Here is a 24,646-nt window from a genome sequence, read left to right as displayed (position 1 = left end):
GCTTGGTTACGGCTCTACGCCATAGATCAGCGTTCCATTATGGTATACAGTGATCCGGTCATTGGCCGTGAAGCTGGTCAGCAGCGGCCGGAAGGAGTAATCGTTGGCCTGGCTATAATTCGCATAGTTATCCTTGTGAATACGGAACTGGATCTCTCCGGTCGAGCCGGAAGCTGCCAGGCTGCCAGCCCCGCCCTTGAAGGAGATTTCGGCGTAGGCATCAGCGTTCGGGACCGGAACCGCGAGCGGGACGATGGTGGTCTGAATATTGTTTTTGCCGACGACGGCGTAGTCAATCTCCATGGTGTGTGCGGAGCTGCCGTCCTGGGTGAACCAGTAACGGATCGTGAATTGGCTGAGCGGGACAGGGACGGTGGAAGTGCTCTTCAGCTGGAGACTTGCCCGGATGGAGCCCACGTTGTTGCCGGTCTCATCACTGCGGTAGAGCGGAGTAGCGGTTACAGGTCCTGTCCCGGGGCCTCCAGGTTGTTCAATAGGAGGGAAGGTGACCGTCTTCATAATCCGGTTCAGCATGAGCTGCTTCGGCCGGTTCCAGGTTGCCCAGTCATCCTGCAGCAGACCGCCGGTATCCCCGCTGTTGGGATTCAGTGTCCAGTAGGTCCAGTAGAGATCATTCGTGCCGATGTAATCGACTAATTTATTCTGCCATTTCCCTTCAACCGAGAGGGTGTCCACGCTGCGGCCTCCGAATTCACCCATGATTAGAGGGGCAATGTTCTCTTTGCTGATATAACCCCAGGTCTGATCCCATATAGCAGGCAGGTTCGCCGGAAAAGCCGGATCGCTGAACCACGGCTGCTCCGCCACCCCGGGACCGTAATCATGCGGAGAATACACCACTTGATTCGGCACGGTAAGCGTTACCGGATAATTTCGCACCCCGGTGAGGTTGCCGCCCCACCAGTACTTACTGGTGTTACCCTGCACATTCTGCTCGATCCCTTCGACGATGATCAGCCAGTGCGGATTCACCGCAAGGATGGCATTCCCAGCCCGCTGGGCCGCGAGCCGCCAGTCTGTGCTGAGATCACCGGTCCCCCAGCTTGCCGGGCCATGAGGCTCATTATGCAGGTCGGCACCGATCACCGTAGGATTATTCGCATACCGTGCAGCCAGCATCACCCAGTCACTGATCCAGCGGGATTCAGGATATGCAGCGGTATACCAGAGCGTCGACTGCCCGCCGGAATCGGGACGATGCCGGTCCAGGAAGATTTGAATGCCGCGCTGGCCGGCTTTTTCGATTAAGGTATCCATAATTTCGATGGGAGTCAGACCGGCCAGGTCCGGGTTTTTGGCATAATCAATGCTGTTGGCCTGGGAAGCCGGATCGAACATTTGACTGCTGAACGGCAGGCGAATCAAGTTGTACCCTTCTGCGCGGACCTGATCGAGCACATCATCCATGGAACGCGACCATAATCCGTGCGGGGAATAGTTCGGCGTCTCGAAGCCAAACCAGTTGAGTCCGTTGAACACGGCCGGGTTCCCCTGCGAATCTACAATCCGGCTGCCCGAGGTGTGATAAAAAAGCTTCGCTGCCCCCTCAGCCTTCACCGGCTGTCCGGCAATAGCGGTTGTACCTGCAAGCAGTGTTAAAGCCAAAAGCATTGTCCCCAGTGTCCTGAAACCAAAGGTCATTCATCTTCCTCCTCGTAATATGATTCATGATAAAGTCGAACTTTATATCATACGGGTAAAATGAAAACCTATTCATCCCGGACGGGTCTAAATTATGGAAAATTTTTGAATAAAACAGGGGCGGACTCCCGGCGTCACCGTATCTCTCCTTAGTCGCTAGTAAGATCACAAATTCCAACAATCACATCTAGCTTAAAAAGGGATAAATTGCTATAATTACTAATGTAAGCGTTTGAAGCAACGGAGCGTATACATACAGGTAACGGCTTAACGGTTTAAAGTCCAGCTTCATAACACAACCTATCAGGAAACTATTTCATTCGAGAGGAGATTAAAAGAATGTTTAGAAGCAAAGCAATACAATGGGCAGCTATCGGGTCGCTTGTCGTGTCTTTATTTATGGGGTCACTTGCAGCGGGCGGGGAGAAGGTGTTCGCCGCCGATTGCACGGCCGGCTATGTAGCTCTAACGTATGATGACGGGCCGAATCCAAGCAACACGACGAACCTGCTGAATGCCTTGCAGCAGAATGGCCTGCGCGCCACGTTCTTCAATGTCGGGCAGAATGCGCAGAACAATCCTTCGCTCGTACTCGCCCAGAAGAACGCAGGGATGTGGATCGGCAACCATTCCTGGTCGCATGCGAATCTGACCCAGGTGGGCACCTCCCAGATTACATCGGAGATTACGAACACCCAGCAGACGCTGCAATCCATTACAGGGTCTGCCCCGAAGCTGTTCCGTCCGCCATACGGGGCGACCAACGCCACTCTTAAGTCCATTGAGGCCCAGAACGGCCTTACCGAAGTACTCTGGAACGTGGACTCCCAAGACTGGAACGGAGCGGGAACCGCCCAGATCGTGGCCGCTGTGGGCACGATGAAGAATGGGGATGTCATCCTGATGCATGACCAATACCAGACCACACTCCAGGCAGTACCGCAGATTGCACAGAATCTCAAGAACCGCGGCCTATGCTCAGGCATGATCTCGCCAAGCACGGGCAGGGCGGTTGCGCCTGACGGCGGCAATGGTCCTGGTCCCGCTCCAACGAAGGTAGAGGCGGAGAGCATGACCAAGGCCGGTCAATACACCTCGAATATCAGTTCCCCGTTCACCGGAGTCGCTCTGTATGCAAACAATGATTCCGTGAAGTACACCCAGAATTTCACCAGCGGCACCCATAATTTCTCCCTGCGCGGGGCCTCCAATAACGCCAATATGGCCAGGGTGGACCTCAAGATCGGCGGGGTGACGAAGGGGACCTTCTACTACGGCGGAAGCAGTCCTGCGGTCTATACGATCAGCAATGTCAGCCATGGAACCGGCAATCAGGTGATTGAGCTGGTGGTTACCGCCGATGACGGGACTTGGGATGCTTATATTGATTATCTGGAAATCAATTAAAGCAACAATATTGAAGGGGGTGCCCCAGCCAGCTAGTACATAGCTGACGGGGCACCCCTTATTTTCGTTTCAGTCTCGGCCTGCAAGAGCCCGGATCAGCTCCAGATCACTGCTGCATAGCGTCTCCAGATGGGCGCTAATCTTCTCGGGACTCCAGTCCCACCACTTCAGCTCCAGCAGCAGGGCGATGACTTCGTCATCGAAGCGCTGCCGCAACATCCGGGCCGGGTTTCCTCCGGCAATATGGTATGCGGGAACATCCTTGGTGACGGTGGCATTAGCGGCGATAATTGCCCCGTCGCCAATGGTCACACCAGGCATAATGGTGGCATTCTGGCCGATCCAGACATCGTTGCCGATGATAGTATCGCCTTTGTAGGGCAGGTCGGCAAGTGCAGGAGTGGCCTGCTCCCAGCCGCCGCCCATAATGTTGAAGGGGTAGGTGGTCACGGAGCCCATCCGGTGGTTGGCGCCGTTCATAATGAATTCGGTGCCGCGGGCGATGGCGCAGAACTTGCCGATCATCAGCTTGTCCCCGATGAACTCATAGTGATGGGTAACACGGCTCTCGAAGGATACCGACTCGTCAGGATCATCATAGTAGGAGAAGTCTCCGGCGATGATGTTGGAGCGGGTCAGCGTATTTTTGATGAAACGGACTTGCTTGATCTGTGGATTCGGATGGATGTCATTGGGATTTGGTCCTGTAGCATGCAATAGGATCACACCTTTCTCACATGAATGGGGAGCCGAGCCATAATTTGAATCTAGCTATAGTATAGTCCAAGCGGCGCTACAGTTCTTACATATATTATGAGAGACTGGTAGTTTGCAAATCTCTTATCTAGGGAGGCTTGGCTGGAATGGCTATTCTATCAACAGGGCCTATTGAGAATAATGCAGTGAACGGTGTAAGGCCTACGGTACAGGTGACGGTCAAGATTGATAACCGGGATGCGGTGAATCCGTCTGCGATTCTGATCCAAGGGTACAACTTGACCCTCACCAGAACGCTGTACGTAAGCGAGCTTATTACGGTTTCCCCGGACGAGGTGATCACAAGGAATTACTTTGCCAATCTGAATGCCTATGAGTTTGTCTTTACAACGGGGGGTCTTGCTGAATTGCAGACGGAAGTCTCTGTGTGGGGCAAGGATTCAGCCGGGCGGCTGGTTACCGCCCACCGTCTTGTCTCAGCTGAGCTGCTGGGTGCTGAAGAGGGGGGAGTCACAGGCTCCGTCAACCGTATCTATGTTGCCAATTTCAACAGCAATGATGTTTCTGTGATCAACGGTGCTACAGGTGCAGTGATCGCAGTCATCCCTGTAGGGGTGAATCCTGCTGGAATTGCCGTGAACCCGTTAACCAACCGCATTTATGTCGCTAACTTGAACAGTGACAACGTATCCGTTATCGACGGGTTAACCAATACGGTGCTGGCCACCGTTCCTGCCGGGGACGGAGCGGGCGGAGTCGCGGTCAATACCGCTACCAATGCCATCTATGTTGCGAATTTTAATGATAATACGGTCACTGTCATTGACGGATTAACCAACACTGTGGTGACTACCATTATTCCCGCCGGCGGTTCTCCTTTTCCAACGGGGATCGGTGTGAATTCCTTAACCAATACTATTTATGTAGCTGAATTCAACTCGGATATTGTTACCGTCATTGATGGGGCTACAAATACGGTTATTACCCAGATCCCCGTGCAGGTGAACCCGTTCCGTTTGGCTGTTGATCCCTTGACGAACCGGATTTATGTCTCGAACTTCACCAGCAACACCGTATCCGTCATAGATGGTGCGACCAATACGGTGATCACCAACGTGCCTGTCGGCACGACTCCGGCTGAGCCGGGAGTGAACGTATCTACCAATGCGATCTATGTGCCCAACCGGGATAGCGACAATGTATCGGTGATTGGCGGATTAACGAATACGGTGATTACTACCATCCCGGTCGGAAATAATCCCAACGGCGCGGGCGCTAATCCCTTGACGAACCGCATCTATATTACCAATCAGGATGATAATACGGTATCGGTCATTGATGGGGTCACCCAGGCTGTGATTAGTGTCATACCGGTCGGCGCGCGTCCTTTCTCCGTGGGCGTCAATCCGTAGGAAGCCAGGAACAGGAATTCAGTCTCATGCCAATTGAGGCCATTATCTTAACGAGCGAGGTGACTCATAGGATGGAAATAACATCAGCCGAAGATATCATGATACAGCTGTCGGGCATGGACCAGGAGAATTCTGTATCCCGGATCTACGTTCCCGGGATCGGCGAATTCATGATGGTACTGCTGAAGACAGACGACAGTGCCGTTGAAGACCCGGCCCGCACCAGCGGGGCGGAGGCAGAAGAGTGCACAATGCCGGCAGCGGGGTTAACAAGGAACCCCTACCTTTAAGGATAGTCCATAAATCAGCACGCTTCCCGTAAGGAAGTGGCTGGTTTATGGAATTATAGACTTTACGCCATTCTGGGCAGTTGTACATAGAACGTCGTGGACGCTCCAACCACACTTTTTACGTAAATCCTTCCTTGATGCTGGTCCACAATGGACCTAGCGATAGCCAGACCCAGCCCGTAGCCGCCCTGCTTGCGTGCTCTTGAGGTATCCGTACGGTAAAAGCGGTCAAAAATCCGCGCCAGATGCTCCGCAGCGATGCCTTCCCCTGTATTCGAGACGGAGAGAAGGACATCGCTGTTCTGCTTATGAAGGGAGATATGGACAGCGCCCTTAGGATTCGTATATTTCACAGCGTTATCCAGCAGAATCATTACCACCTGCTTAATCTGCTCGGGGTTGCCCGGCACGGTAAGCTCCGGTTGGATGTCATAGTCGAAGGAGATATTCTTCTCGAAGAGAACGGCCTCCATGGTCAGAATAATATTCTCTACCGCTTCGCTCATGTTGAACCTGCTGTGGAGCTTCCTGGTCCGGGCGTCATCCATCTCCGTCAGGTACAGCAAATCGGCTACCAGCCGGGTCATCCGCTCGGTTTCGGACTTGATATACTGCAGCCATTTTGCCTGATTGCGGATCGTATCCTCACTGTTCGCCAGCAGCACATCCGCGTTGGTGTTAATAATCGTCAGCGGCGTCTTCAGCTCATGGGAGGCGTCGGCAATGAACTGCTTCTGCTTGTCAAAAGCCTCCCGCACCGGCGCAATCGAGCGCCCCGCAAAGTAGCGGCTGGTGAAGTAGAGGATGACCAGCGTCAGCAGGCCGACAGCCGCGAAGGTATAGATCAGGTTTGTCAGGATCTGCTGCTGGGCCGTGATGTCCATGAAGACAAACTGCTTCCCGCTGCTTGCCGGCTTGACCATGAAGATCCAGCGGCTGCCGTCCATCGTGAACCGGCCGGTGTCCTTGCCCAGGCTAAGAGCCTCCTTCAACGCGGCGCTATAGAGGTCATCGTCCATCGTGAACTTCGATTCTTTGCCGGTCATCGTGCCGCTGGCATCGGTCTGCACCATGAACGAGACGGAGCGCTCCGGCTGGTAAGGGTCGATCGGCCCCTGATCCATGGGCATTGTCCCTCTGCCCCCGCCGCCTCCTGCCCCAGGCGGACTTTGTCCATCTCCCGGACCCCGCTGCTGCATGTCCGCAATCCGGTGGAGCGCCATATAGATGTCTCCCTGCACATTGCGGTACGTGAAGATGTAGATGGCGGCGAAGGCCACCAGCATGATGATGGAGATGGTGACCAGATTGACAATCAGGAACCGGGTTCGGAGTTTATTGAACATCAGGCACTCCCCTCCAGCACGTACCCTACGCCCCTAATCGTGCTGATGCGCACTTCCGAGTTCAGGAAGGCCAGCTTTTTACGCAAAAAAGAAATATAGACCTCCACGTTGTTATGCTCCGCATCAGAATCGAACCCCCACAGCTTCTCAATGATCTGCTCCTTCGAGGTGACCGCCTGCTTCCTTAGGATCAGCAGCTCCAGCAGCTCCGTCTCCTTGAGATTTAGCTTCATCTCCCGGCCCTTCACCGTCAGCTTCGGGTTGGCGGTATTCAGCTCCAGATCCCCGAACTTCAGGGCATCGTCAGGAATCACCTCGCCCTTACGCCGCAGCGCAGCCCGGATACGGGCCAGCAGCTCCTCCGAAGCGAACGGCTTGGCGATATAATCGTCTGCACCATGATCGAGTCCGGTCACCATATCGGTGATCTCCCCTTTTGCGGTAAGCATAATGACCGGTGTGGAGACTCCGTCCCTGCGCAGCTCCTTCAGCACGCTGATTCCATCCAGCTCCGGCATCATAATATCCAGCAGCAGCAGGTCATAGATCCCGCTCTGCGCATAATCGAGACCGGCTCTGCCGTCATGCACCGCGTCTACCGAATAATTGTGTTTTTTGAGGATTTGGGTTAGGGCCTCCGCCAGATGGACCTCGTCTTCTACAATTAATATTCTCATGGGATGGCTCATCCTCTTCCTAAGTAATGTACTTGCTGCTGGTGACATTATATCAAGGGTACCTTTAATCAACCTTAATCCATTTAAGATTCATTAAAGGTTCGGGGGCTAAGATACATTCATAAGCAAGCGCACCCAATACTCACCCGAAAGGATCTGAACCCTATGGCGATCGAGGTCTTCAACCGCTACGAGAACAAGTATCTGTTCGACCACGAATCTTATCTGAAGCTCTATTACGAACTGCTGGAATATATGGAGCCCGATGCTTACAACAAGCAGCACGAATTTTATTCTATCACCAATCTGTACTACGACACCCCTCAGAACTCACTGATCCGCAGCAGCCTGGCGAAGCCGAAATACAAGGAGAAGCTCCGCATCAGAGCCTACGGCATTCCTGAAGGCGACACCAGAGTCTATCTGGAGATCAAGAAGAAGGTGCTGGGTCTGGTCAACAAGAGGAGAACCTCACTGACGCTGAAAGAGGCCTATGCGTTCATCGAGAGCGGCAGAGAGCCTGAATTCGAGAGCTATATGAACAAGCAGGTGATCGGGGAGATCAAGTACTTGCTGACCCGCTATGAGCTGGAGCCGAAGCTGTATTTGTCCTATGACCGTAAAGCCATGTTCTGTAAAAATAACAGGGACCTGCGCATCACCTTCGACACCAACATCCGCTGCCGCCGGTATGATCTGAAGATGGAGCACGGCGTCTATGGCGAGGAGCTGCTGGAGCCGGAGCAATGGCTGATGGAAGTGAAGGCCGAGAAGACCATACCGGTCTGGCTGGCCAGGATGCTGTCGGAGCATCAGATGTACCGCACCAGCTTCTCCAAATATGGCAACGAATATAAAAAGATGCTGCGAAACAGCCAATCAGAAAGAGAGAGTGTTCTATATGCTTGATTCGATTTTTGCCGTAGCGGAGTCTACTTCGGAACTAACGTTCACGAATGCTGCCTTAACCATCGTCATCGCAATTATCCTCGGCGGGCTGATCAGCTTCACCTACATGAAGACGAGCCCCGCAGGATACTCGCAGAGCTTCACACTGACCATGGTTCTGCTGCCGGTCATTGTAGCGATCATCATCCTGCTTATCGGCAGCAATGTGGCCCGGGCCTTCAGCCTGGCGGGCGCCTTCTCGATCATCCGGTTCCGCAGCGCCCCCGGCGATCCGAAGGATATCACTTTTGTCCTGTTCACCATGGCCTCCGGGCTGGCCTGCGGGGTAGGGGCCTTTGGTTACGCGGTCTTTTTCACCCTTATCCTCTGCGCTCTGATGGCTGTGCTTAACCGTACGGGCTTTGGACTTAAGAAGTCGATGCATAAGACACTGAAGGTAACGATCCCTGAGAATCTGGGCTATGAGGAGGCCTTCGCAGAGGTCTTCAATACCTTCAATGTCGCCTACGAGCTGAAGAAGATCAGAACCACGGAGCTGGGCAGCCTGTATGAGCTGGTCTACGCAGTAACGATTGATGAGCAGACGAGCCAGAAGGAGCTGCTGGATGCCATCCGCACACGTAACGGGAACCTCGATCTCTCACTAACCATGGCACCTGTCATGAATGAATACTAATCCGCTACAGGAAGGGAATGATGACTGATGAAGAACAGATTAACAGCTAGCAAAATAGGACTGGTGCTGCTATGCGCCGCAGTCATGTCGGCATGCAGTGCAAAAGCTGCTACGCCATCAGATACAAGTAACAACGCGGGTACATCAGTTCCGGCTGTGCAGAGCAGTTCCTCTGCCGCTGTGCAGCTGGCAAGTGTGAAGGCGGCGGATCTTGTGACTTGGGAGGAAGAGGATGCTGTAACCGCCTGGACGGCAGCAGATTCGACTGCTATAACTCTGGCTGGCACTGCTGCTGTGGTAGACGGTGCAGGCGCCACAGCGCAAGAAGGCACAGTAACCATTACGGAAGCAGGCACTTATGTGCTTAGCGGCACACTGAGTGACGGCCAGATTATCGTAGATGAGCAGGCCAAAGGGACCGTAAGGCTGGTGCTGAATGGCGCTCATCTGACGGACAGCGATAATGCTCCGGTCTACATCAAGGAAGCCGGCAAAGTGGTCATCACCTTGCAGGAAGGGACGGATAACAGTGTGACGGATGGAGCCGCCTATGTATTCGGAGACGGGGCTGAGGATGAGCCAAGCGCGGCGGTCTTCAGCAAAGCAGACCTGACGGTTAACGGCACCGGCAAGCTGACGGTAACCGGCAACTATAACGACGGCATCACCGGCAAGGATGATCTGAAAATCATGTCCGGCACCATCGAAGTGCAGGCAGCAGATGACGGTATTGTCGGTAAGGATCTGGTAGCTATACAGGACGGTAGTATTACAATTCATGCAGAAGGCGACGGCATCAAATCAACGAATGACAAGGATGCCGCCAAGGGCTTCATCGCTATTGCTGCCGGAACCTTCGACATTACGGCCGGTAATGACGGGATTCAAGCGGAGACCGCTGCTGTCATCGACGGCGGGACGTATACACTGGTGACTGGCGGCGGCTATGTGAATGCCGAAGTGAAGACCGGCGACCAGGGAGGGCCGGGAATGGGCGGCGGCTTCGGCCAGCGTCCGGAGGGTGGAGCCTTCCCTGCTCCCGGGGAAGAAGGGGGTACGCCGCCTGCGATGGATGCTGCGCCGGCGGCTGACCAGCCCCAAGCAGCGGAGAGTGGCACCGCAGCAGCGGCGGAGACAGAATCCGTCAGCGCCAAAGGGATTAAGGCAGGCGGCGACCTGACGGTGAATGGCGGAAGCTTCACAGTGGATGCCGCAGATGATGCGCTGCACAGCAACAGCAGCCTCTCTGTAACGGATGGGGAATTCCAGATCGCTACAGGGGATGACGGGATTCACGCCGATGCTCTGGTCTCGATATCGGGCGGCACCGTCAATATTACGCGGAGCTATGAAGGGATAGAAGGGGCGGACATCACCATATCCGGCGGTGAGATCCATGTGACAGCTACAGACGATGGCGTCAATGTGGCCGGAGGTAACGATACTAATACGGCAGCAGGAACGCAGGCTCAGGATTCGTTCAGCAGCACCGGCAGCAACCTGCTGACCATCAGCGGCGGCACCTTGATTGTAGATGCCGCAGGCGATGGTCTGGACTCCAACGGCTCGGTAACTATGACCGGCGGCACCGTCATTGTGAATGGCCCCGAGAACTCGGGCAACGGCGCCTTGGATTATGACGGGGTCTTCAACATCACAGGCGGATTCCTGGTAGCCGCAGGCGCCTCCGGCATGGCACAGGCTCCGGGAGAGGACTCCGGCCAGTATTCAGTAAGCGTGGAGTTCGCAGCTACTCAGCAGGCAGGAACCATGGTTCATCTGGAAGACGCTGATGGTAATGCCATTCTGACCTTTGCTCCGGCGAAGAGCTTCCAGACCGTAGTGGTCAGCGCTCCAGAGCTTACGGACGGCTCTTATACCGTCTATACCGGAGGCAGCTCAACTGGAACAGCTGCGGATGGACTGTATACCGGCGGGACGTATAGCGGGGGCAGCAAATTCGTTGCTTTTGACATCACCAGTACGGTGACCTGGGTGAATGCATCGGGTGTAACCACAGGCGGAAGCGGGATGGGCGGGCCGGGAGGCGGAGGCTTCGGCGGCGGCAGAGGCAACAGGGCCGGAGGCGAACCGGGCGGAACAGGAGGAACGCCGCCTGCGGACGCTGGTACTACGAAGCCAGCCGATGTGGGCACCACGAAGCCGGCCGATGCAGGCACTACAGCTCCAGACAGTGCAGGTACAAGCACGAATTAAGCGGTCCAGCAGAGCAGAGACTATCCATTAGCGGATAGTCTCTGTTTTTGTACAAATATAAGTGTGATCAGCGGCTACATGAAGTCGAAATAGTAGCGGATGACATGGAAGAATACCGGTGCGGTGTAGGCAAGACTGTCTACGCGGCTCAGATAGCTTTGCTTAAGGGCAGCGAATTTGTCATCGTCCCCGATCAGCAGATCCCGCTTCAGGACGGAGACTGTCAGGCTGCCAAAGAAGCCGCTGAGACTGATCAGCATACCGGAGAGATAGCCAAAGGCCGGATTCAGCGGTGTAAGATGAGAATAGATCAGGTAAGAGACGGCTGTTGTCACCGCGAACGCGCAGACGAAGCCCTCCCAGGTCAGATGGGGATTCGCGGTCGGGACGATCCGGTGCTTGCCGATATAGAGCGAGGCCAGATAATGCACGGCATCATTGAGCTGGGTCAGCACCACCAGGAAGAGAACCAGCCCTGCGCCGTATTCCGGCGTGGCGAACTGGAAATAGGCCAGATGGCTAAGCCCGAAGACCATCAGCATCAGTCCCCACTGCACCGCGCTGACACCGCGCAGGAAGCCGAGCGTCCCCTTGTTAATCAGCCGGGGAATCGGCAGCAGCAGGAACACATAGACTGGAATGAAGATAATGAACATCCCGTACCATTCGATGTAGATCCAGTAGAATTGCAGCGGAATGGACAGATAAGCCCAGAGGAACAGCCTGCGGTCAGCTTTTCGGGTGCGGATCATGGAGAAGTATTCCTTGAGGGCGAAGAAGCTCAGGACCATCAGGGACAGCAGGGACACGACAGAATTGGACAGGGTAGCCAGGCAGAAGATGAACAGCATGCCCCACCAGGTTCGGATACGGAAGCCTATTCCGGTATAATCTTTGTCCTTCTGTAATTTGCTGACTACAAGATACAGCACATGGATCACCGATAGAGCTGCAAAGATCAGAACTAGTGTGAATAAAGAACGGTTCAATACAATCACCAACTTGTCTCGGGTATCATTTCAATATAGGAATTTTATGCTAAAATAGACAGAGCGTCCAGCTTATTATGAAGCAAAACAACCGACTTGATAAGGGGAAATATTGTAAATGTCAGCAGATCCATCGGTGTACATCATGCTCACCAATACGGGAACGCTGTTTACGAAGCTCATACAGGGCTATACCAAAGCGCCGTATAACCATGCGTCGATCTCGTTTAACCGGGAGCTCTCAGAGCTATATAGCTTTGGAAGGAAGCATCCGGCCAATCCGCTGAACGGCGGGTTCGTGAAGGAGGATATCCGCACAGGCACCTACAGCAAATACCCGGAGACGACCTGCGTCATCTACGAGCTTCAGGTCACGGACCGTGAGGTTGAGAAAATGAAGCGGGTGCTCCAGGTCTTCATCCGCAGCCGCCAGAAGTATCTCTACAACATCCTCGGTGTCATCGGCATTGCACTGAAGGAGCCGGTGGAGTTCAGCAACTCGTACTTCTGTTCGCAGTTCGTTGCCGAGATTCTGGAGCGCTCCGGCATTAAGCTGTGGAACAAGCTGCCTGCGCTCGTCACCCCGGATGACTTCCGGCAGAGCGACCGGCTGCATCTGGTCTATTACGGCAAGCTGAGCGAATACAAGCCCTCCAGCCAGTAGAGAAGCCCTCGTTCCCGGTAGGGAAAGGGGGCTTCACTTCAAATATAACGGAATGCGAAGAAGAGGAGAGTGAGGCAATGGTTCATGCCAAGGATGTGCTTGCCAATCAATTGCTGGCCGGGGCCAACGACCCCAGCTGGCATCTTCCCTATATGCAGGCTGTGGAGAACGTGACCGAGGAGGAAGCGTTCTGGAAGCCCGGTGAAGGAGTCAGCAGCATAGCTGAGCTTACCCAGCATTTGCTGTACTGGAATGAAGCCTGGCAGAGCCGGTACCGCAAGGGGCATATGGACGCTGTGCCTCCGGTTAAGGATAATAACCTCAGCTTCAGTCTTCCGGCAGATATTGCGTTTAGTGAGCTGCGCGGAAGGCTGCTGCAGACGCTCTTGAACTGGCAGAGCCTGCTGTCTGAGGAAGGGCTGGAGGAGCAGGTGAACGGGTTCCCGGTACCGGCTGCATGGTGGGAGATCATCAGCAATGCGGCAACTCATAATGCCTATCATATAGGTCAAATGGTGTTGATCCACAAGCTGTACGTCCCGGCCAGGCCACAAGCATAAGCCCCTTCCAGGGCAGGCATTGGCTGTGCAGGAGACCGCTATGAGGCATGGCTCAAGCAGACTGGCCGGGATTCTCCCGCCGGTCTCTTTGTCATACGTACAGTGAGGGCCGCAGCATAGATCTGCTTGTGCAGAATAGCTTAATCTGTAATGAAATGGAGCATGTGATATTCTTGAAATATAAGGATTTATATGTTGCACACGATAACTTATCCTTCTATTTCTCGCTGAAACGGTGCCGTCCCTAAAAGGATGGCAAAGTCGTTTCCACTTGGCATAGGGTCTACTGAAGGGAAAAGAGAGGGATTCATATCATGATTGAGAACATCATCAGAGGTCTGGAAGCAAGATATGCCTGCCGGCTGGAACGGCTGACAGGGGGATATACGAATCTAACCTATCTGATGGCGGGGGCCGAGCCGCCGCTTGTAGCCAAAATAACAAATCTGTCCAATAAAGATACGCTCAATGAGGTTCATGTAATGCGGCTGGTGCAGGGAAGCTGTGATACCCCGGTGGTGCATGAGGTGACAGAGATGGACGGGAAGCGCATCATCATCATGGACTGCATGCAGGGCGGGAACGCCCAGTCCGTTCTGGATGCCAGGGACTGGACAAGAGCCGAGCGGATCTACAGCAGAATGGGGCAGCTGCTGGCTGCCCAGATTCATTCCCGCCCTTATCAGCCGCAAGAGACAGAGATCCGGCTCAGCAACAGGTCTGCACTGAGTCAGGTGGTTCAGAAGCTGGAATTCGTTCCCGCCGCTCTCGGCAGACAGTCGCTTCACTTTCTGTCTGCGGCGGAGGCCGGGGAGCTTCCGTGGGTCCTGACCCATGGCGATTACGGAGTACATAATCTGCTCTGTGAAGCCGATGATCTGCTGCATGTGCTGGACTGGGAATGGGCGGAATGGGGCAGCCCGCTGAATGATGTAGCCTGGGTCTGCTGGTTCACGAAGCACCATTATCCCGTACAATCCGTGCTGCTCAATACTGCCTTCATGCAGGGCTATCTGTCTGTTAACCCGTTATCCTTCACGCCGCAGCAGATGAAGGCGGCGAGTCTGTACAGGGTATGGAATATCCTGCACCGCCTGCAGATCGCGCCCAAGGAGGTGCAGCGTGAATGGGTCAGACGTCTGGAATGGACACTCGGTGAGGACTTCGCAGAGCTGCACGGAATCAGCTAAGGAAGAGGCTTCTCCCGGATGACTGTATTCTGTAGCCTGGAGCACCTGAGGCGCCCGAGCTGCTCAGTCCTCCGGCACCACGACCTGAATGTGGCGCGGAATGGTGCTTAAGCGGATCGGCAGCGGCGGACCTTGCTCGCCGTCCACATTCGTCTGTACCGGCTCGGTGGAGCGGACGGAGACCTCCTTGGCTGTAAAGTAGATGACATCCTTATGATTCCGCAGATTGCCGAGCAGCAGGGAGATGCTGACCGTAACGGAATTCAGCAGGTGCAGGTCCTTGACGATGAAGCAATGGAGCAGGCCGTCATCTACGGCGGCAGCGGGGGCAAGCTTCTCGAAGCCGCCCACGGAATTCGTCAGTGCAGCAATGAACAGCGGGGAGGAGCCTTCCCAGATCTCACCGTCGTGAGTAATCGTCAGGGTATGTGCAGTATTGCTGGCCAGCTCCTTAATGCCCTCTTTTAGATAAGCAAGGAACCCGAGCCGGCTCTTGTCTTCGGAGCTAACCGAGGAGAGGGAGCCTGCCAGAGAGCCTGCGGCCACCACATTGACGAACAGCTGGTCATTCAGCCGGCCCATATCGACTCTTCGGGTCCGGGGCGAAGCCAGGCTCTGAATGGCCTCTTCAGGGACAAGCGGAATCTGTAGCGCGCGGGCAAAATCATTGACGGTGCCCATTGGCACAATGCCAAGTGTAGGGCGGTGCTGCTGATCTGTGAGGCCGTTCATCGTCTCGTGGAGCGTTCCGTCTCCTCCAATGGCAACCACCAGATCATAGCACTCGGCGCAGGCCTGGAGGCAGAAGGCGGTTGCATCTCCTTCCCCTGCGGTCTCCTGGACGGTAACCTGATATCCTGCGCCTTGCAGCACCTCTTCCGCTGCTCTAATATAATCCCGCGCCTCTGCCTTGCCGGACGACGGGTTCATGATGATCATGGCCTGCTGCATACTGCACTCCTCTCTCTTGTAACCGGATTAATATCCATTAACCAACTAAGTATAGCGTTTGAATCAAAAGCGCCAAAGGGCGCAGTGTCCCTTTGGCGCTGAACGACATATGCCGCAGCAGGCAGCAGCTATCTTCCTTCAATCCGCCGCCCATAAGATTCGGCGTAGGCCGCACTGCGGAACTTAAGAATCGGATCATCCGAGAGGAGCATACCGGTTGTAAGGATCGTAGGGTCCATGAGCAGATATGTCGGATCGGGGTAGATCTCTGAAATATGCAGCCGCCCGAGATCGATTCTGCGGCGGTCCTCCGGCCAGGCACGGGTAGGATCATCCGTAGCATCGCCTTCCTCTCCAAGAACAGCGACCAGTTGGAAGATAGCCGGCTCATCCTTGAAGCGCAGCTCCAGCTCATCCTCCAGATAGCGGTCCGGCTGCTGCGCAGCCTCTTCCAGCGTCAGTGTGCGCACGCCCGTTTCGGGAACCCATTCGAACCGGACAGGCTGCTGCCTGCCTTCTGCATCCACCAGCACATAAGCATGTATGCAGTGGTAATGACATTCGGCGTAGCTGGCAGGCGGCTTGAGCCGCCGCACCGCGAGCAGAGCCTCTTTGCTCTCGCTGAAGTGGCTGACAATTTCCTTCATCAGCTCAATCGGTCCGAGTGTCCCGGTCCGCAGCCTGTGGGCCATCTGTATAATGTCGATGAAGGACTCCGGGGTCCGCGCAAAAAAGACAGGTACGGTCACTCCAACCAGATTCGTAACCCCGCCATCCGGGAGGATGAACTGGACAGCCATCCCCTTGGCAGGGGATAGCAGGTCCGCAAGTGCCGGATCAGTCGAGCTGCCCGAGAAGCGGATGATGGCATTCACCTGCTGCTCCTGAAGGTGCTCCGCCTCCGTGAACTCCTTCCCCAGTCCGCTCGGCCGGAAGAAGCCGCGGCAGCAGACTCCCGCCGCATGGGCGCGGCGGTATCCGGGATGGACACCGGACAGGTTCTCGATAGCGTCTACTGCCTCGGCGGCAAGCGCTGGATGCTCCCTGGTGTCTGCGGCAGACTGGCTGCTGCTGTGCTCCGATTCCGATTCATTCATGTCCTCATTCACTCCTCCACGATGATTTATAACATATACAAGCTATTTTCTAATTATTACCACTTCCACCGCTCATTCAAACCGCTTCTCGTAGACATCCACCTGGTTACCATGGTTATCGGTAGCACTTCTGATCCGGCCATATCCGTTCAGAGTCCAGAACATCTCCCCGGCCTTATTCTCGAGCTGGACAGCCAGTCTGACGGCTTGTGTACCCTGTTGCTGGAATTTTCTCTCCAGTTCATGCACAGCAGCATTCCCTAACCCTTGCCGGCTATATTGCCGGTGAATTACCAGGAGACCAATCCAGGGATAGTGATCCGGGCCGTAGTCTGGGAGATAAGTGAGTAGGCCGGCGACGCGATTACGGAACTTGATGTACAGCATTTTCTCACCCATGGCGAGGTTCTTACGGTTCTCTTCTTGCAGCTCCAGCGGTTCGAGGTAAGACTTATGCTCCACCATCAGATTGAATTCAGGCTGTGAGTTCAGGATGGAGGCTTGTATCTCAAGACTCTCCTGAGACAGCGGGTCGGTAACAGCTTCTAACTGAATCATAATAATCCCACCTTATTATTAAATAATTATCTAATTAGATATTAATTTAATGACTGAGTTTAATCAAGTTATATGTTAAACTTAGACAGACTTATCCCTATAAACATGCTTAAGCAGGAATGGAGAAATGAAATCATGAATGAATTGCCAAATTGCCCGCAGTGCAGCTCTGTGTACACCTATGAGGACGGAGCGCTTCTGGTCTGCCCGGAATGCGGACATGAATGGTCTTTGGATGCTGGAAGTGCAGGCGGCGAGGAAGAGAAGGTTATTAAGGATGCTAACGGAAATGTATTGGCTGACGGGGACACTGTAACGGTGATTAAGGATCTCAAGGTCAAAGGCAGCTCGTCCGTTCTGAAGATAGGCACCAAGGTGAAGAACATCCGGCTGGTGGACGGCGACCATGATATTGATTGCAAAATCGACGGGTTCGGCGCAATGAAGCTGAAATCGGAGTTTGTGCGCAAAGCATAGCATGAAGCAGGACCGGAAGTCCGCTGCCCGGCAGGCAGCAGGTTCCGGTCCGCCAACTCTCCCCGCTATAGAATCCGCCGCGCGGTAACAAACCGCTGCTTCCACTTACTGCTGAAATCCTCCATATGTACACCCTGCTCCTTGGAGTAGGTATGCAGGATCCGGTTATTTCCGGCATAGATGGCTACATGTCCGATGTCGAGACCCCTGGCGGTGAAGAACAGCAGATCTCCGGTGCGCAGCTCGCCCACGCCAACCTTCCGGCCTTCCTGTGCCTGATCGTAAGAGACGCGGGGAAGCTCAATCCCAAGCGTATCCCCGAATACACGCTTCACAAAAGAAGAACAGTCGAACGTATCTGTCTGGTCAGGAGAAGCGCCGAATTCATAAGGGGTATTCAGGTATTTTTTACCTGAGGCAATCAGGGCTTCCCCTTGCTTCTGCAGCAGGGAAGGACTTCTGTAATCCGTGAATTTCGGCTTGGAAGATACATATCCTCTCACATGATCTGCGGTCCGCACCTCCAGCCAGAGGGCATCAACCTCACGGATGACATGAATCTTGCTTCCGGCGGGCAGCAGGCCCAGGCTAGTGGCGCTGCTCCCGGCATCCGGGGTGCTGCGCAGGTTGACCCCCCAGGTAACCGAGGTCTCATAGGCGGACGCCGAGGAGATAAGGACGGAGCCCGAAGCCGGCTCCCAGGTTACTTGGCTGCCCAGTGCTTCACTAACGAAGCGCAGAGGAATCATACTGTAGCCTTGCGACAGTTGTCCCGGTACTGCCAGCTGGGCGGTCTTCCCGTTCAGCAGAGCTGTGGACGAGCCTAAGGTATAGGTGAGTGCAGTGCCGCTTTTGACGGCAGTTACCGTCTTGCTTGCATTGTCCCAGGAGAGCTCGGCCCCTTGGGCTTCGAACAGCCCACGCATAGGAACCAGTACAGTCCCGCTGATGTTCAGCGGCTGGGTCTCCGGCTGGAGCTGCTGCCCGTCCAGGTAGATGGAGATGGGCTGGGGTGAGGGGGCTGCATCTGCATGGACGCGGTCTGGTAATAACAGGGCCAGTCCAAGCAGAGACAGCAGCATAGTCGTTCTTGTTGTCATGGATTCATCACCTTATGGATAGATTTAACTCTCTCCAGTTAGACGCGATTGGTGTGAATTGGTTTTGTGCCAATTGTTGGTAACGAGGATCAGACAAGGCTGCAGGAGTTGCGCTTGACGTCCGCCAGAATACAGATTATAATCCAACTAGTTAGTTAGAAATAAGGAGGCGGAAACCATAACCACAACAGGGGGCAAACGCAGCACCAAAATATACGACGCCGCCCGCACCCGGGCGATTATTCTGGATGCAGCGGAGGAGATTTTTGCCGAATTCGGTTACTCCGCAGCACGGATCGATGCCATTGCGAAAGCATCCGGGTATAACAAAAGCCTGATCTATCAGTATTATGGCGACAAGCTAGGGCTATATACGGAAGTGGTTAAGCGGGCGGACCAGACTGGCGAACAGATCACAGGCTCGTTCATCAGCGAATTGCTGAAGGATGAGCAGGTACTACAGGACGCGTCTGCATTCAAGACTTTCTTGGAGTACTGGACCCGTCAGACCGTCTCCTTCCTGCTGGAGCACCGGAGTTACCTGAGAATCCTCTTCTGGGAAGCTGCGGAGGGCTGGAAGACCTGGAATCAGATTACCTACCGTCCGGAAGATGATCCTCAGATGCATGAACTTGCCATGGCCGCCCAGAGGAACGGTATCCTTCGTCAGGATCTGGACCCCGCGCTCTTTCCGATGCTGATCATGAACGTGATTGCTATGACACTGCAGTCGTCTTCAAGGTTTGAGCACTTGTTCGGCAGCCCGGACTCTCCGCAGATTAGAGAACAGACCACACAGCAGATTGTGCAATTTATTATCCATGGCGTCATGGAGCCGTCTTTACTGTAAGGGCGGCTGTTTCTTTGGACTAAATATAAACAACTAGTTAGTTTTAAAAGAAGCATAGGAGTGATGATGATGAACGCAATCATTCAGACAGAAGGATTAACCAAGCATTTCGGCAGCCATCATGCTGTGGATAAGCTGTCGATCGAGGTGAAGCCGGGCGAAATCTACGGATTCCTTGGGCTGAACGGAGCAGGCAAAACTACAACCATCCGCATGCTCCTGGGCATGATCCGCCCCGATTCCGGGTCGGCCTACCTGTTCGGACGGCGGGTCGATGCGGGCAGCCATAAGCTTTGGGCAGAGGTAGGGTACATGGTCGAAACTCCCTACTCCTATCCTGAGCTTACGGTCCGTGAGAACCTGGAGATTATCCGCAGGCTGCGGGGTATCCCGGACCGCTCTGCCATTGACAGTATTATCGACAGGCTCCAGCTTACCGCTTACCGGGACCGCAAAGCCGGGACGCTCTCCCTCGGTAACGGGCAGCGGCTGGGCCTCGCCAAGGCCATGCTGCATCATCCGCAGGTGCTGATTCTGGATGAGCCGACGAACGGGCTGGACCCGGCGGGGATTGTGGAGGTGCGGGAACTGCTCCGGGAGCTTGCGGCAGATCAGGGAGTGACGATTTTTATCTCCAGCCATATTCTTGGCGAAGTCTCCAGGCTGACGAGCAGAATCGGCATCGTGCATCAAGGGAAGCTGCTGCAAGAGACGGATGTGAAGGATCTTCATCCCTTGCTCCGCAGGAGTCTGCGGGTAGAGACCCGCGATCCGGCAAGTGCCCGCAGCAGACTTACTCAGGCAGGCTATGTGGTGCAGCAGAATGCAGAGGGCACACTGCTGCTTCAGGAGGAACGTGCCGTAACGAACCCGGATTACATCTCCAAGCTGCTGGTGTATGCGGATATGCCGCCTACGCTGATTCAGGTGGAGGAAGAGGATTTGGAGCATTATTTTCTAAGAGTCATTGGATCTGAAGGAGGAGTGAGACCATGAATCAATGGCTATCGGCCCTGTGGGTGGAGGTCTTGAAGCTTCGCCGTTCCAGGCTGTTCGTGATATCGCTTGTGGTCAGCATCCTGGTGCCGGTAATGATCGGGCTGGTGTTCTCCGGGACCATTGGCTCCCAGAGCGCCTTTGAGGGTGAGATCAATGTGGCAGGGTTTCTGAAGGAGCTGGGCATTGTCGTCTCCATGGGAGGCTTGATCGGCTTCGGGTTCGTGTACAGCTGGAGCTTCGGCCGGGAATACTCCGACCGCACGGTGAAGGATCTGCTGGCCCTGCCGCTATCCCGGTATGGGGTGGCCGCTGCGAAGATCGTTGTTTCTACGTTATTATGTGAAGTTCTATCCTTGTTCATGTTCATAGCTGGGTGCATCACGGCATGGTTTACTGGCTTGGACGGATGGAGTCTCGAGGTCATTGTTCAGGGCTTCAGCGGGTACGCACAGATCTGTCTCATGGTGGTTGTTCTGAGCATCCCTGTAGCGTGGATGGCTTGTATCGGGCGCGGTTTCCTGTATCCCCTGGGCATCGTCCTGCTTACCATTGTGATCGCTCAGTTCGGCGGGGCGCTGGGCATTGTAGAGTATATTCCGTGGGCCATTCCCGGACTGCTCAGCGGTGCCTCAGGAGAGGAGAGCGCACATCTGGAGCTGGTTAGCCGTTTGCTTCCGTTTCTCACCGGCGCTGTTGGCCTCATAGGCACGCTTGTCTGGTGGAGGTATGCCGACCAGACCTAAGTCGGGTGGAATTGCAGAGTTTTATTATTGTGCTTACGCTCCTTGGGGTATTTCTCGTGAAGAACGTTACGCCACAGGTAAAAAGCAAAGCCGACGCTTTATCCATGACGTTGTCCTCGCTCGGCTTCGGCGGCGTGCTGTATGGCTTCAGCGTCTCCGGCAGCAAAGGGTGGGGGAGCACCGAGGTGCTGATCTCCCTCGCAGTAGGCTTCATTGCGCTCGGCCTCTTCGTCTGGCGGCAGTTAACGATGGAGAATCCTCTGCTGGAGCTGCGGGTGTTCACCAGTCCCTCTTTTACCCTGGCTACTGTAATCAGTATGATCCTGATGATTATCATGCTGAGCGCGCAGCTCCTGCTGCCGCTCTATATGCAGACCATGCTTGGCTACACCGCGCTGAAGTCGGGTCTGATGCTGCTTCCCGGTGCGATTCTGATCTGTATTATGTCCCCTATCGCTGGGAAGATTTTTGACAAAATAGGTGCCAGAACGATGGTAATCACCGGAATCAGCCTGACGGTCATCTCTGCACTGTTGTTCTCCAATCTGACGGAGCATACGTCCTATACGTTCCTGATGGTTGGCTATTCACTGCGGATGGTCGGTGTCAGCCTGACCCTGCTGCCCGTCGTCACCAGCGGAATGAATTCCCTGCCGCCTGCCCTGATCCGCCACGGGATTCCCGTGAACACTACGCTGCGGACGGTCGCCGGTTCCATCGGGACAGCGCTGCTTGTGACGATCATGACCTACAGCGGCGGTGGCCTGAAACAGACGGGCGATGTCCATAGCTTAATTCATGGAATGAATGTCGCTTCTATGGTCACCACAGGAGCCGCAGTGGTTGCACTGATTCTGTCCTTCTTCATCCGGCGGAAGGAAGAGATCCCTGCGGAGATTCCCGGAAGGGCGTCGCTGTGAAATAACCGCTCATGTATGGAGAGAGGATGTATCCTCAGCTCAAATAAAATACCTTCTGCTGCAAGAGATCGAGCGCCCGCTCGGTCTCTTTGCGTTCCTCAGCGCTCAGGGCGGCAATCCGCTGCTCGAACCGGACAGCGATCTGTCCGAAGGCCTCATTCATCAACGCCTCGCCTGCGGCGGAGAGTGTAATGCCTTGCCTGCGGCGGTCAGCGGGGTCGGTGATGCGGGTACATAACCCTTTTTCGCTGAGCTTCTTCAGCTCCCGGCTCGTATTGGGCATCGACATGTTCATGCAGTCGCTGATCTCGCTGAGCGTAACAGGCTGGCTGACGGCGATGTATTCAACAATCTTATATTGCAGCGGCGTTAAGCCGTCCGAATTGACATCTTTGGAAATATCGTTCGTTATTTGATGGACGGCGGCAGTGAAGGCTATGAATTTCTGGAATAGATGGTTGTTGTCCATAAGATCACCTCAGAGGTCACAATAGCAGAATAATTATCAAAAAACAATTATCATTTGACAAGTATTTTGCGGCTGTGGTATGTTTTTGTTATCAAATGACAACTAAAGGGGAATACCACTGATGAATACACTTGTGATCTACACCCATCCGAACCATAAGAGCCTGAGCTACGCCTTCCTGGAGGAAGTGCTGCGCGGCAGCAAGGAGAATGCGAAGATTACGGAAGTGAAGGTGCTTGATCTGTATGAGGCCGGATTCGATCCGGTCCTGGTGTTCAATGAGAATCGGCGCAGACGGGATATGTACCGGGAACCGGAGCTGGCAGAGTACAGGGAGCAGCTGCTGTGGGCCGATCAGATCGTTCTGGTCTATCCGATCTGGTGGGGACGCCCTCCGGCGATGCTGATGGGCTACATCGACCGGATGTTTGCATCGGGCTTCGCCTACCGGGATAAGGGCGGACTTTTGCCGGAGGGGCTGCTCAAGGGGAAGAGCGTGATCTGCATCTCCAGCATGAAGGGGCCGACCCACTACCCGCTGCTGTGGCTGGGGAACTCGCATAAGATACTGATGCGCAAAGCCCTGTTCAACTACGTGGGCATCCGTAAGGTGAAGTTCTTCGAATTCGGTAACATGGAGAGCAAGAAGGGGAAGCATAGCAAGAAGCTGGAGCAGATCTACCGCTATTTCAAGACGGTGGGGTGAATCTTGAACAATCTATTTGACATCCGGCCAACTTGTAACTACAATGGTTACATGAGTGATGATCACCGATGTCAACGAGAGCTTATAGCTGAGATTGAAATACAAGAACCCAAATGGAGGAATATGAGATGACAATCGCATTAACAGGAGCAACAGGCAAATTTGGTTCCATCGTAGCAGAGACTCTGCTGAAGACCGTACCCGCTGGGAATATTGTAGCCAGTGTCAGAAACCCGGAGAAGGCAGAAGCCCTGAAGGCGCGCGGGGTCGATGTCCGTCATGGTGATTTCGATCAGCCGGAGACGCTGGACACCGCCTTTGCCGGAGTGGAGCGCCTGCTGATCGTCTCGGCTGACGGCGACAACGACACCCGTATCCGCCAGCATAAGGCAGCTGTAGACGCAGCTGTCCGTGCAGGTGTAGGCTTCATCGTCTACACCAGTGTAGGCGATGCCGATAACAGCTCCCTGTTCCTGGCACCGGTACACCGTGCCACAGAAGAGTTCATCCGTGAATCCGGCATTCCGTATGCTTTCCTGCGCAACAACTGGTACCTGGAGAACGAAGTCGGCTCCATTCAGGCCGTGAAGGCCGGCGCTCCATGGCTGACCTCTGCCGAAGATGGCAAGGTAGGCTGGGCTACGCGCAGTGATTATGCTGAAGCGGCGGCTGCTGTTCTGGCTGGAGAGAGCCGTGAGAGTGTCATCTACGAATTGTCCGGTACTCCGCTTACCCAGGCAGAGCTGGCAGCAGTGGTCGGCGAGGTTCTAGGCCAGGAGGTTGCTGTGCAGCAAGTGGATGACACCGCCTATGCGAAGATTATGGCAGGTGCAGGCGTGCCGGAAGCGGCGCTGCCAATCGTCGTTGCCATTCAGGCAGCCATCCGTGATGGCGCGCTGAATATCGAGAGCGGCGACCTCGTGAAGCTGCTGAACCGTCCGCTTACCCCGCTGAGTGAAGGCGTACGCGCGTTGCTGGGTTAATCACTGTTGGTTGAACAAGCCCGCCAGTTATACTCTGGCAGGGCCTGCTATGAGAAGAGGCTGTCCTATACCGGTTG

At 54.7% G+C, this 24,646-nt stretch carries 26 protein-coding genes and 1 pseudogene; 17 read left to right on the top strand and 10 right to left on the bottom strand.

The genetic code is table 11. From position 1 onward, the window contains the following. Positions 1-6: 6 nt before the first annotated feature. Positions 7-1,662, bottom strand: coding sequence for a cellulase family glycosylhydrolase (locus tag C173_RS04420; RefSeq protein ID WP_036722826.1), 1,656 nt, complete (start codon positions 1,660-1,662; stop codon positions 7-9). 339 nt (positions 1,663-2,001) lie between these two features. Here C173_RS04420 and C173_RS04415 point away from each other — a divergent pair, with 339 nt between their 5' ends. After that, the gene (locus tag C173_RS04415) at positions 2,002-3,069 is read left to right on the top strand and encodes a polysaccharide deacetylase family protein (protein WP_036722825.1); all 1,068 of its coding nucleotides are present in this window, start codon (positions 2,002-2,004) and stop codon (positions 3,067-3,069) included. 69 nt (positions 3,070-3,138) lie between these two features. Here the strand turns inward: C173_RS04415 and C173_RS04410 are convergent, their stop codons facing one another. Continuing rightward, positions 3,139-3,786: a Vat family streptogramin A O-acetyltransferase gene (locus C173_RS04410; protein WP_036722824.1), complete on the bottom strand. Its 648-nt coding sequence runs from the start codon at positions 3,784-3,786 to the stop codon at positions 3,139-3,141. A gap of 146 nt (positions 3,787-3,932) precedes the next feature. Between C173_RS04410 and C173_RS04405 the strand changes: the two genes are divergently transcribed. Together C173_RS04405 and C173_RS04400 are read left to right on the top strand one after the other, a co-directional pair. Continuing rightward, positions 3,933-5,198, top strand: a complete 1,266-nt coding sequence (locus C173_RS04405) for a YncE family protein (protein WP_036722822.1) — start codon at positions 3,933-3,935, stop codon at positions 5,196-5,198. Between the two features lie 71 nt (positions 5,199-5,269). Continuing rightward, the gene (locus tag C173_RS04400; RefSeq protein WP_036722821.1) at positions 5,270-5,488 is read left to right on the top strand and encodes a hypothetical protein; all 219 of its coding nucleotides are present in this window, start codon (positions 5,270-5,272) and stop codon (positions 5,486-5,488) included. 62 nt (positions 5,489-5,550) lie between these two features. On the opposite strand, the gene C173_RS04395 is transcribed toward C173_RS04400, so the two are convergent. Both C173_RS04395 and C173_RS04390 read right to left on the bottom strand, forming a co-directional pair. Continuing rightward, positions 5,551-6,834 (bottom strand): sensor histidine kinase, encoded by a 1,284-nt coding sequence (locus C173_RS04395; protein ID WP_036722820.1) that lies wholly within the window; start codon positions 6,832-6,834, stop codon positions 5,551-5,553. Continuing rightward, complete coding sequence (locus tag C173_RS04390; RefSeq protein ID WP_036722818.1) at positions 6,834-7,511, bottom strand: response regulator transcription factor; 678 nt, start codon at positions 7,509-7,511, stop codon at positions 6,834-6,836. Before C173_RS04390 ends, C173_RS04395 begins: the two co-directional genes overlap by 1 nt. A 165-nt stretch (positions 7,512-7,676) precedes the next feature. Between C173_RS04390 and C173_RS04385 the strand changes: the two genes are divergently transcribed. From C173_RS04385 to C173_RS04375, 3 genes are read left to right on the top strand one after another with little or no spacing between them, the layout of a single operon-like run. Continuing rightward, positions 7,677-8,420, top strand: coding sequence for a polyphosphate polymerase domain-containing protein (locus C173_RS04385; RefSeq protein ID WP_036722816.1), 744 nt, complete (start codon positions 7,677-7,679; stop codon positions 8,418-8,420). Beyond that, entirely contained in the window at positions 8,413-9,096 is a 684-nt protein-coding gene (locus C173_RS04380) for a DUF4956 domain-containing protein (protein WP_036722815.1), read from the top strand. The genes C173_RS04385 and C173_RS04380 overlap by 8 nt, the downstream gene beginning before the upstream one ends. 27 nt (positions 9,097-9,123) lie before the next feature. Beyond that, a complete protein-coding gene (locus C173_RS04375; protein ID WP_036722813.1) occupies positions 9,124-11,313 on the top strand; it encodes a carbohydrate-binding domain-containing protein in 2,190 nt (729 codons plus the stop codon). A 74-nt stretch (positions 11,314-11,387) separates the two neighbouring features. Here the strand turns inward: C173_RS04375 and C173_RS04370 are convergent, their stop codons facing one another. After that, positions 11,388-12,302, bottom strand: a complete 915-nt coding sequence (locus C173_RS04370; RefSeq protein WP_036722812.1) for a phosphatidate cytidylyltransferase — start codon at positions 12,300-12,302, stop codon at positions 11,388-11,390. A gap of 118 nt (positions 12,303-12,420) precedes the next feature. On the opposite strand from C173_RS04370, the gene C173_RS04365 reads away from it, so the two are divergent. The 3 genes from C173_RS04365 (at position 12,421) to C173_RS04350 (ending at position 14,716) form a co-directional block, all read left to right on the top strand. Next, positions 12,421-12,966 carry a hypothetical protein gene (locus C173_RS04365; protein WP_036691837.1) on the top strand — a complete coding sequence of 182 codons (546 nt, stop codon included), beginning with the start codon at positions 12,421-12,423 and terminating at the stop codon, positions 12,964-12,966. Between the two features lie 77 nt (positions 12,967-13,043). Continuing rightward, positions 13,044-13,526: a DinB family protein gene (locus C173_RS04360; RefSeq protein ID WP_036722810.1), complete on the top strand. Its 483-nt coding sequence runs from the start codon at positions 13,044-13,046 to the stop codon at positions 13,524-13,526. Between the two features lie 314 nt (positions 13,527-13,840). After that, positions 13,841-14,716, top strand: a complete 876-nt coding sequence (locus tag C173_RS04350) for a phosphotransferase family protein (protein ID WP_036722806.1) — start codon at positions 13,841-13,843, stop codon at positions 14,714-14,716. A gap of 63 nt (positions 14,717-14,779) precedes the next feature. On the opposite strand, the gene C173_RS04345 is transcribed toward C173_RS04350, so the two are convergent. From C173_RS04345 to C173_RS04335, 3 genes are all read right to left on the bottom strand, one after another. After that, complete coding sequence (locus tag C173_RS04345; protein WP_036722805.1) at positions 14,780-15,667, bottom strand: diacylglycerol/lipid kinase family protein; 888 nt, start codon at positions 15,665-15,667, stop codon at positions 14,780-14,782. 128 nt (positions 15,668-15,795) lie between these two features. Then, positions 15,796-16,764: a catalase family peroxidase gene (locus C173_RS04340; RefSeq protein WP_036722804.1), complete on the bottom strand. Its 969-nt coding sequence runs from the start codon at positions 16,762-16,764 to the stop codon at positions 15,796-15,798. Between the two features lie 72 nt (positions 16,765-16,836). Further along, positions 16,837-17,322 carry a GNAT family N-acetyltransferase gene (locus C173_RS04335; protein ID WP_036722803.1) on the bottom strand — a complete coding sequence of 162 codons (486 nt, stop codon included), beginning with the start codon at positions 17,320-17,322 and terminating at the stop codon, positions 16,837-16,839. A 135-nt stretch (positions 17,323-17,457) separates the two neighbouring features. On the opposite strand from C173_RS04335, the gene C173_RS04330 reads away from it, so the two are divergent. Then, entirely contained in the window at positions 17,458-17,799 is a 342-nt protein-coding gene (locus C173_RS04330) for a zinc ribbon domain-containing protein YjdM (protein WP_036722800.1), read from the top strand. Positions 17,800-17,864: 65 nt separating this feature from the next. Here C173_RS04330 and C173_RS04325 read toward each other — a convergent pair whose 3' ends face one another. Further along, entirely contained in the window at positions 17,865-18,899 is a 1,035-nt protein-coding gene (locus tag C173_RS04325; RefSeq protein ID WP_036722798.1) for a C40 family peptidase, read from the bottom strand. A gap of 178 nt (positions 18,900-19,077) precedes the next feature. On the opposite strand from C173_RS04325, the pseudogene C173_RS35610 reads away from it, so the two are divergent. The 5 genes and pseudogenes from C173_RS35610 to C173_RS04305 all read left to right on the top strand — a co-directional run. Beyond that, a pseudogene (locus tag C173_RS35610) lies at positions 19,078-19,269 on the top strand (TetR/AcrR family transcriptional regulator); the annotation flags it as partial. Between the two features lie 9 nt (positions 19,270-19,278). Then, positions 19,279-19,749, top strand: a complete 471-nt coding sequence (locus C173_RS04320) for a hypothetical protein (protein ID WP_036722797.1) — start codon at positions 19,279-19,281, stop codon at positions 19,747-19,749. A 69-nt stretch (positions 19,750-19,818) separates the two neighbouring features. Further along, positions 19,819-20,745 carry an ABC transporter ATP-binding protein gene (locus C173_RS04315; protein WP_036722794.1) on the top strand — a complete coding sequence of 309 codons (927 nt, stop codon included), beginning with the start codon at positions 19,819-19,821 and terminating at the stop codon, positions 20,743-20,745. Then, entirely contained in the window at positions 20,742-21,491 is a 750-nt protein-coding gene (locus tag C173_RS04310; RefSeq protein ID WP_051477816.1) for an ABC transporter permease, read from the top strand. Before C173_RS04315 ends, C173_RS04310 begins: the two co-directional genes overlap by 4 nt. Before the next feature lie 11 nt (positions 21,492-21,502). Further along, positions 21,503-22,411: an MFS transporter gene (locus C173_RS04305; protein WP_235191765.1), complete on the top strand. Its 909-nt coding sequence runs from the start codon at positions 21,503-21,505 to the stop codon at positions 22,409-22,411. A gap of 34 nt (positions 22,412-22,445) precedes the next feature. Here the strand turns inward: C173_RS04305 and C173_RS04300 are convergent, their stop codons facing one another. Then, a complete protein-coding gene (locus tag C173_RS04300; protein ID WP_036722792.1) occupies positions 22,446-22,880 on the bottom strand; it encodes a MarR family winged helix-turn-helix transcriptional regulator in 435 nt (144 codons plus the stop codon). A 121-nt stretch (positions 22,881-23,001) separates the two neighbouring features. Here C173_RS04300 and C173_RS04295 point away from each other — a divergent pair, with 121 nt between their 5' ends. Both C173_RS04295 and C173_RS04290 read left to right on the top strand, forming a co-directional pair. Continuing rightward, positions 23,002-23,586: an NAD(P)H-dependent oxidoreductase gene (locus C173_RS04295; protein WP_036722791.1), complete on the top strand. Its 585-nt coding sequence runs from the start codon at positions 23,002-23,004 to the stop codon at positions 23,584-23,586. Between the two features lie 128 nt (positions 23,587-23,714). Continuing rightward, positions 23,715-24,569, top strand: a complete 855-nt coding sequence (locus C173_RS04290; RefSeq protein ID WP_036722790.1) for an SDR family oxidoreductase — start codon at positions 23,715-23,717, stop codon at positions 24,567-24,569. The last annotated feature ends 77 nt before the right edge of the window (positions 24,570-24,646 follow it).

The organism is Paenibacillus sp. FSL R7-277 (assembly GCF_000517965.1).
Lineage (GTDB): Bacteria > Bacillota > Bacilli > Paenibacillales > Paenibacillaceae > Paenibacillus_AQ > Paenibacillus_AQ silagei.
Note: the sequence above shows the minus strand (reverse complement) of the source record. Positions and strands in the feature narration are given on the sequence as shown.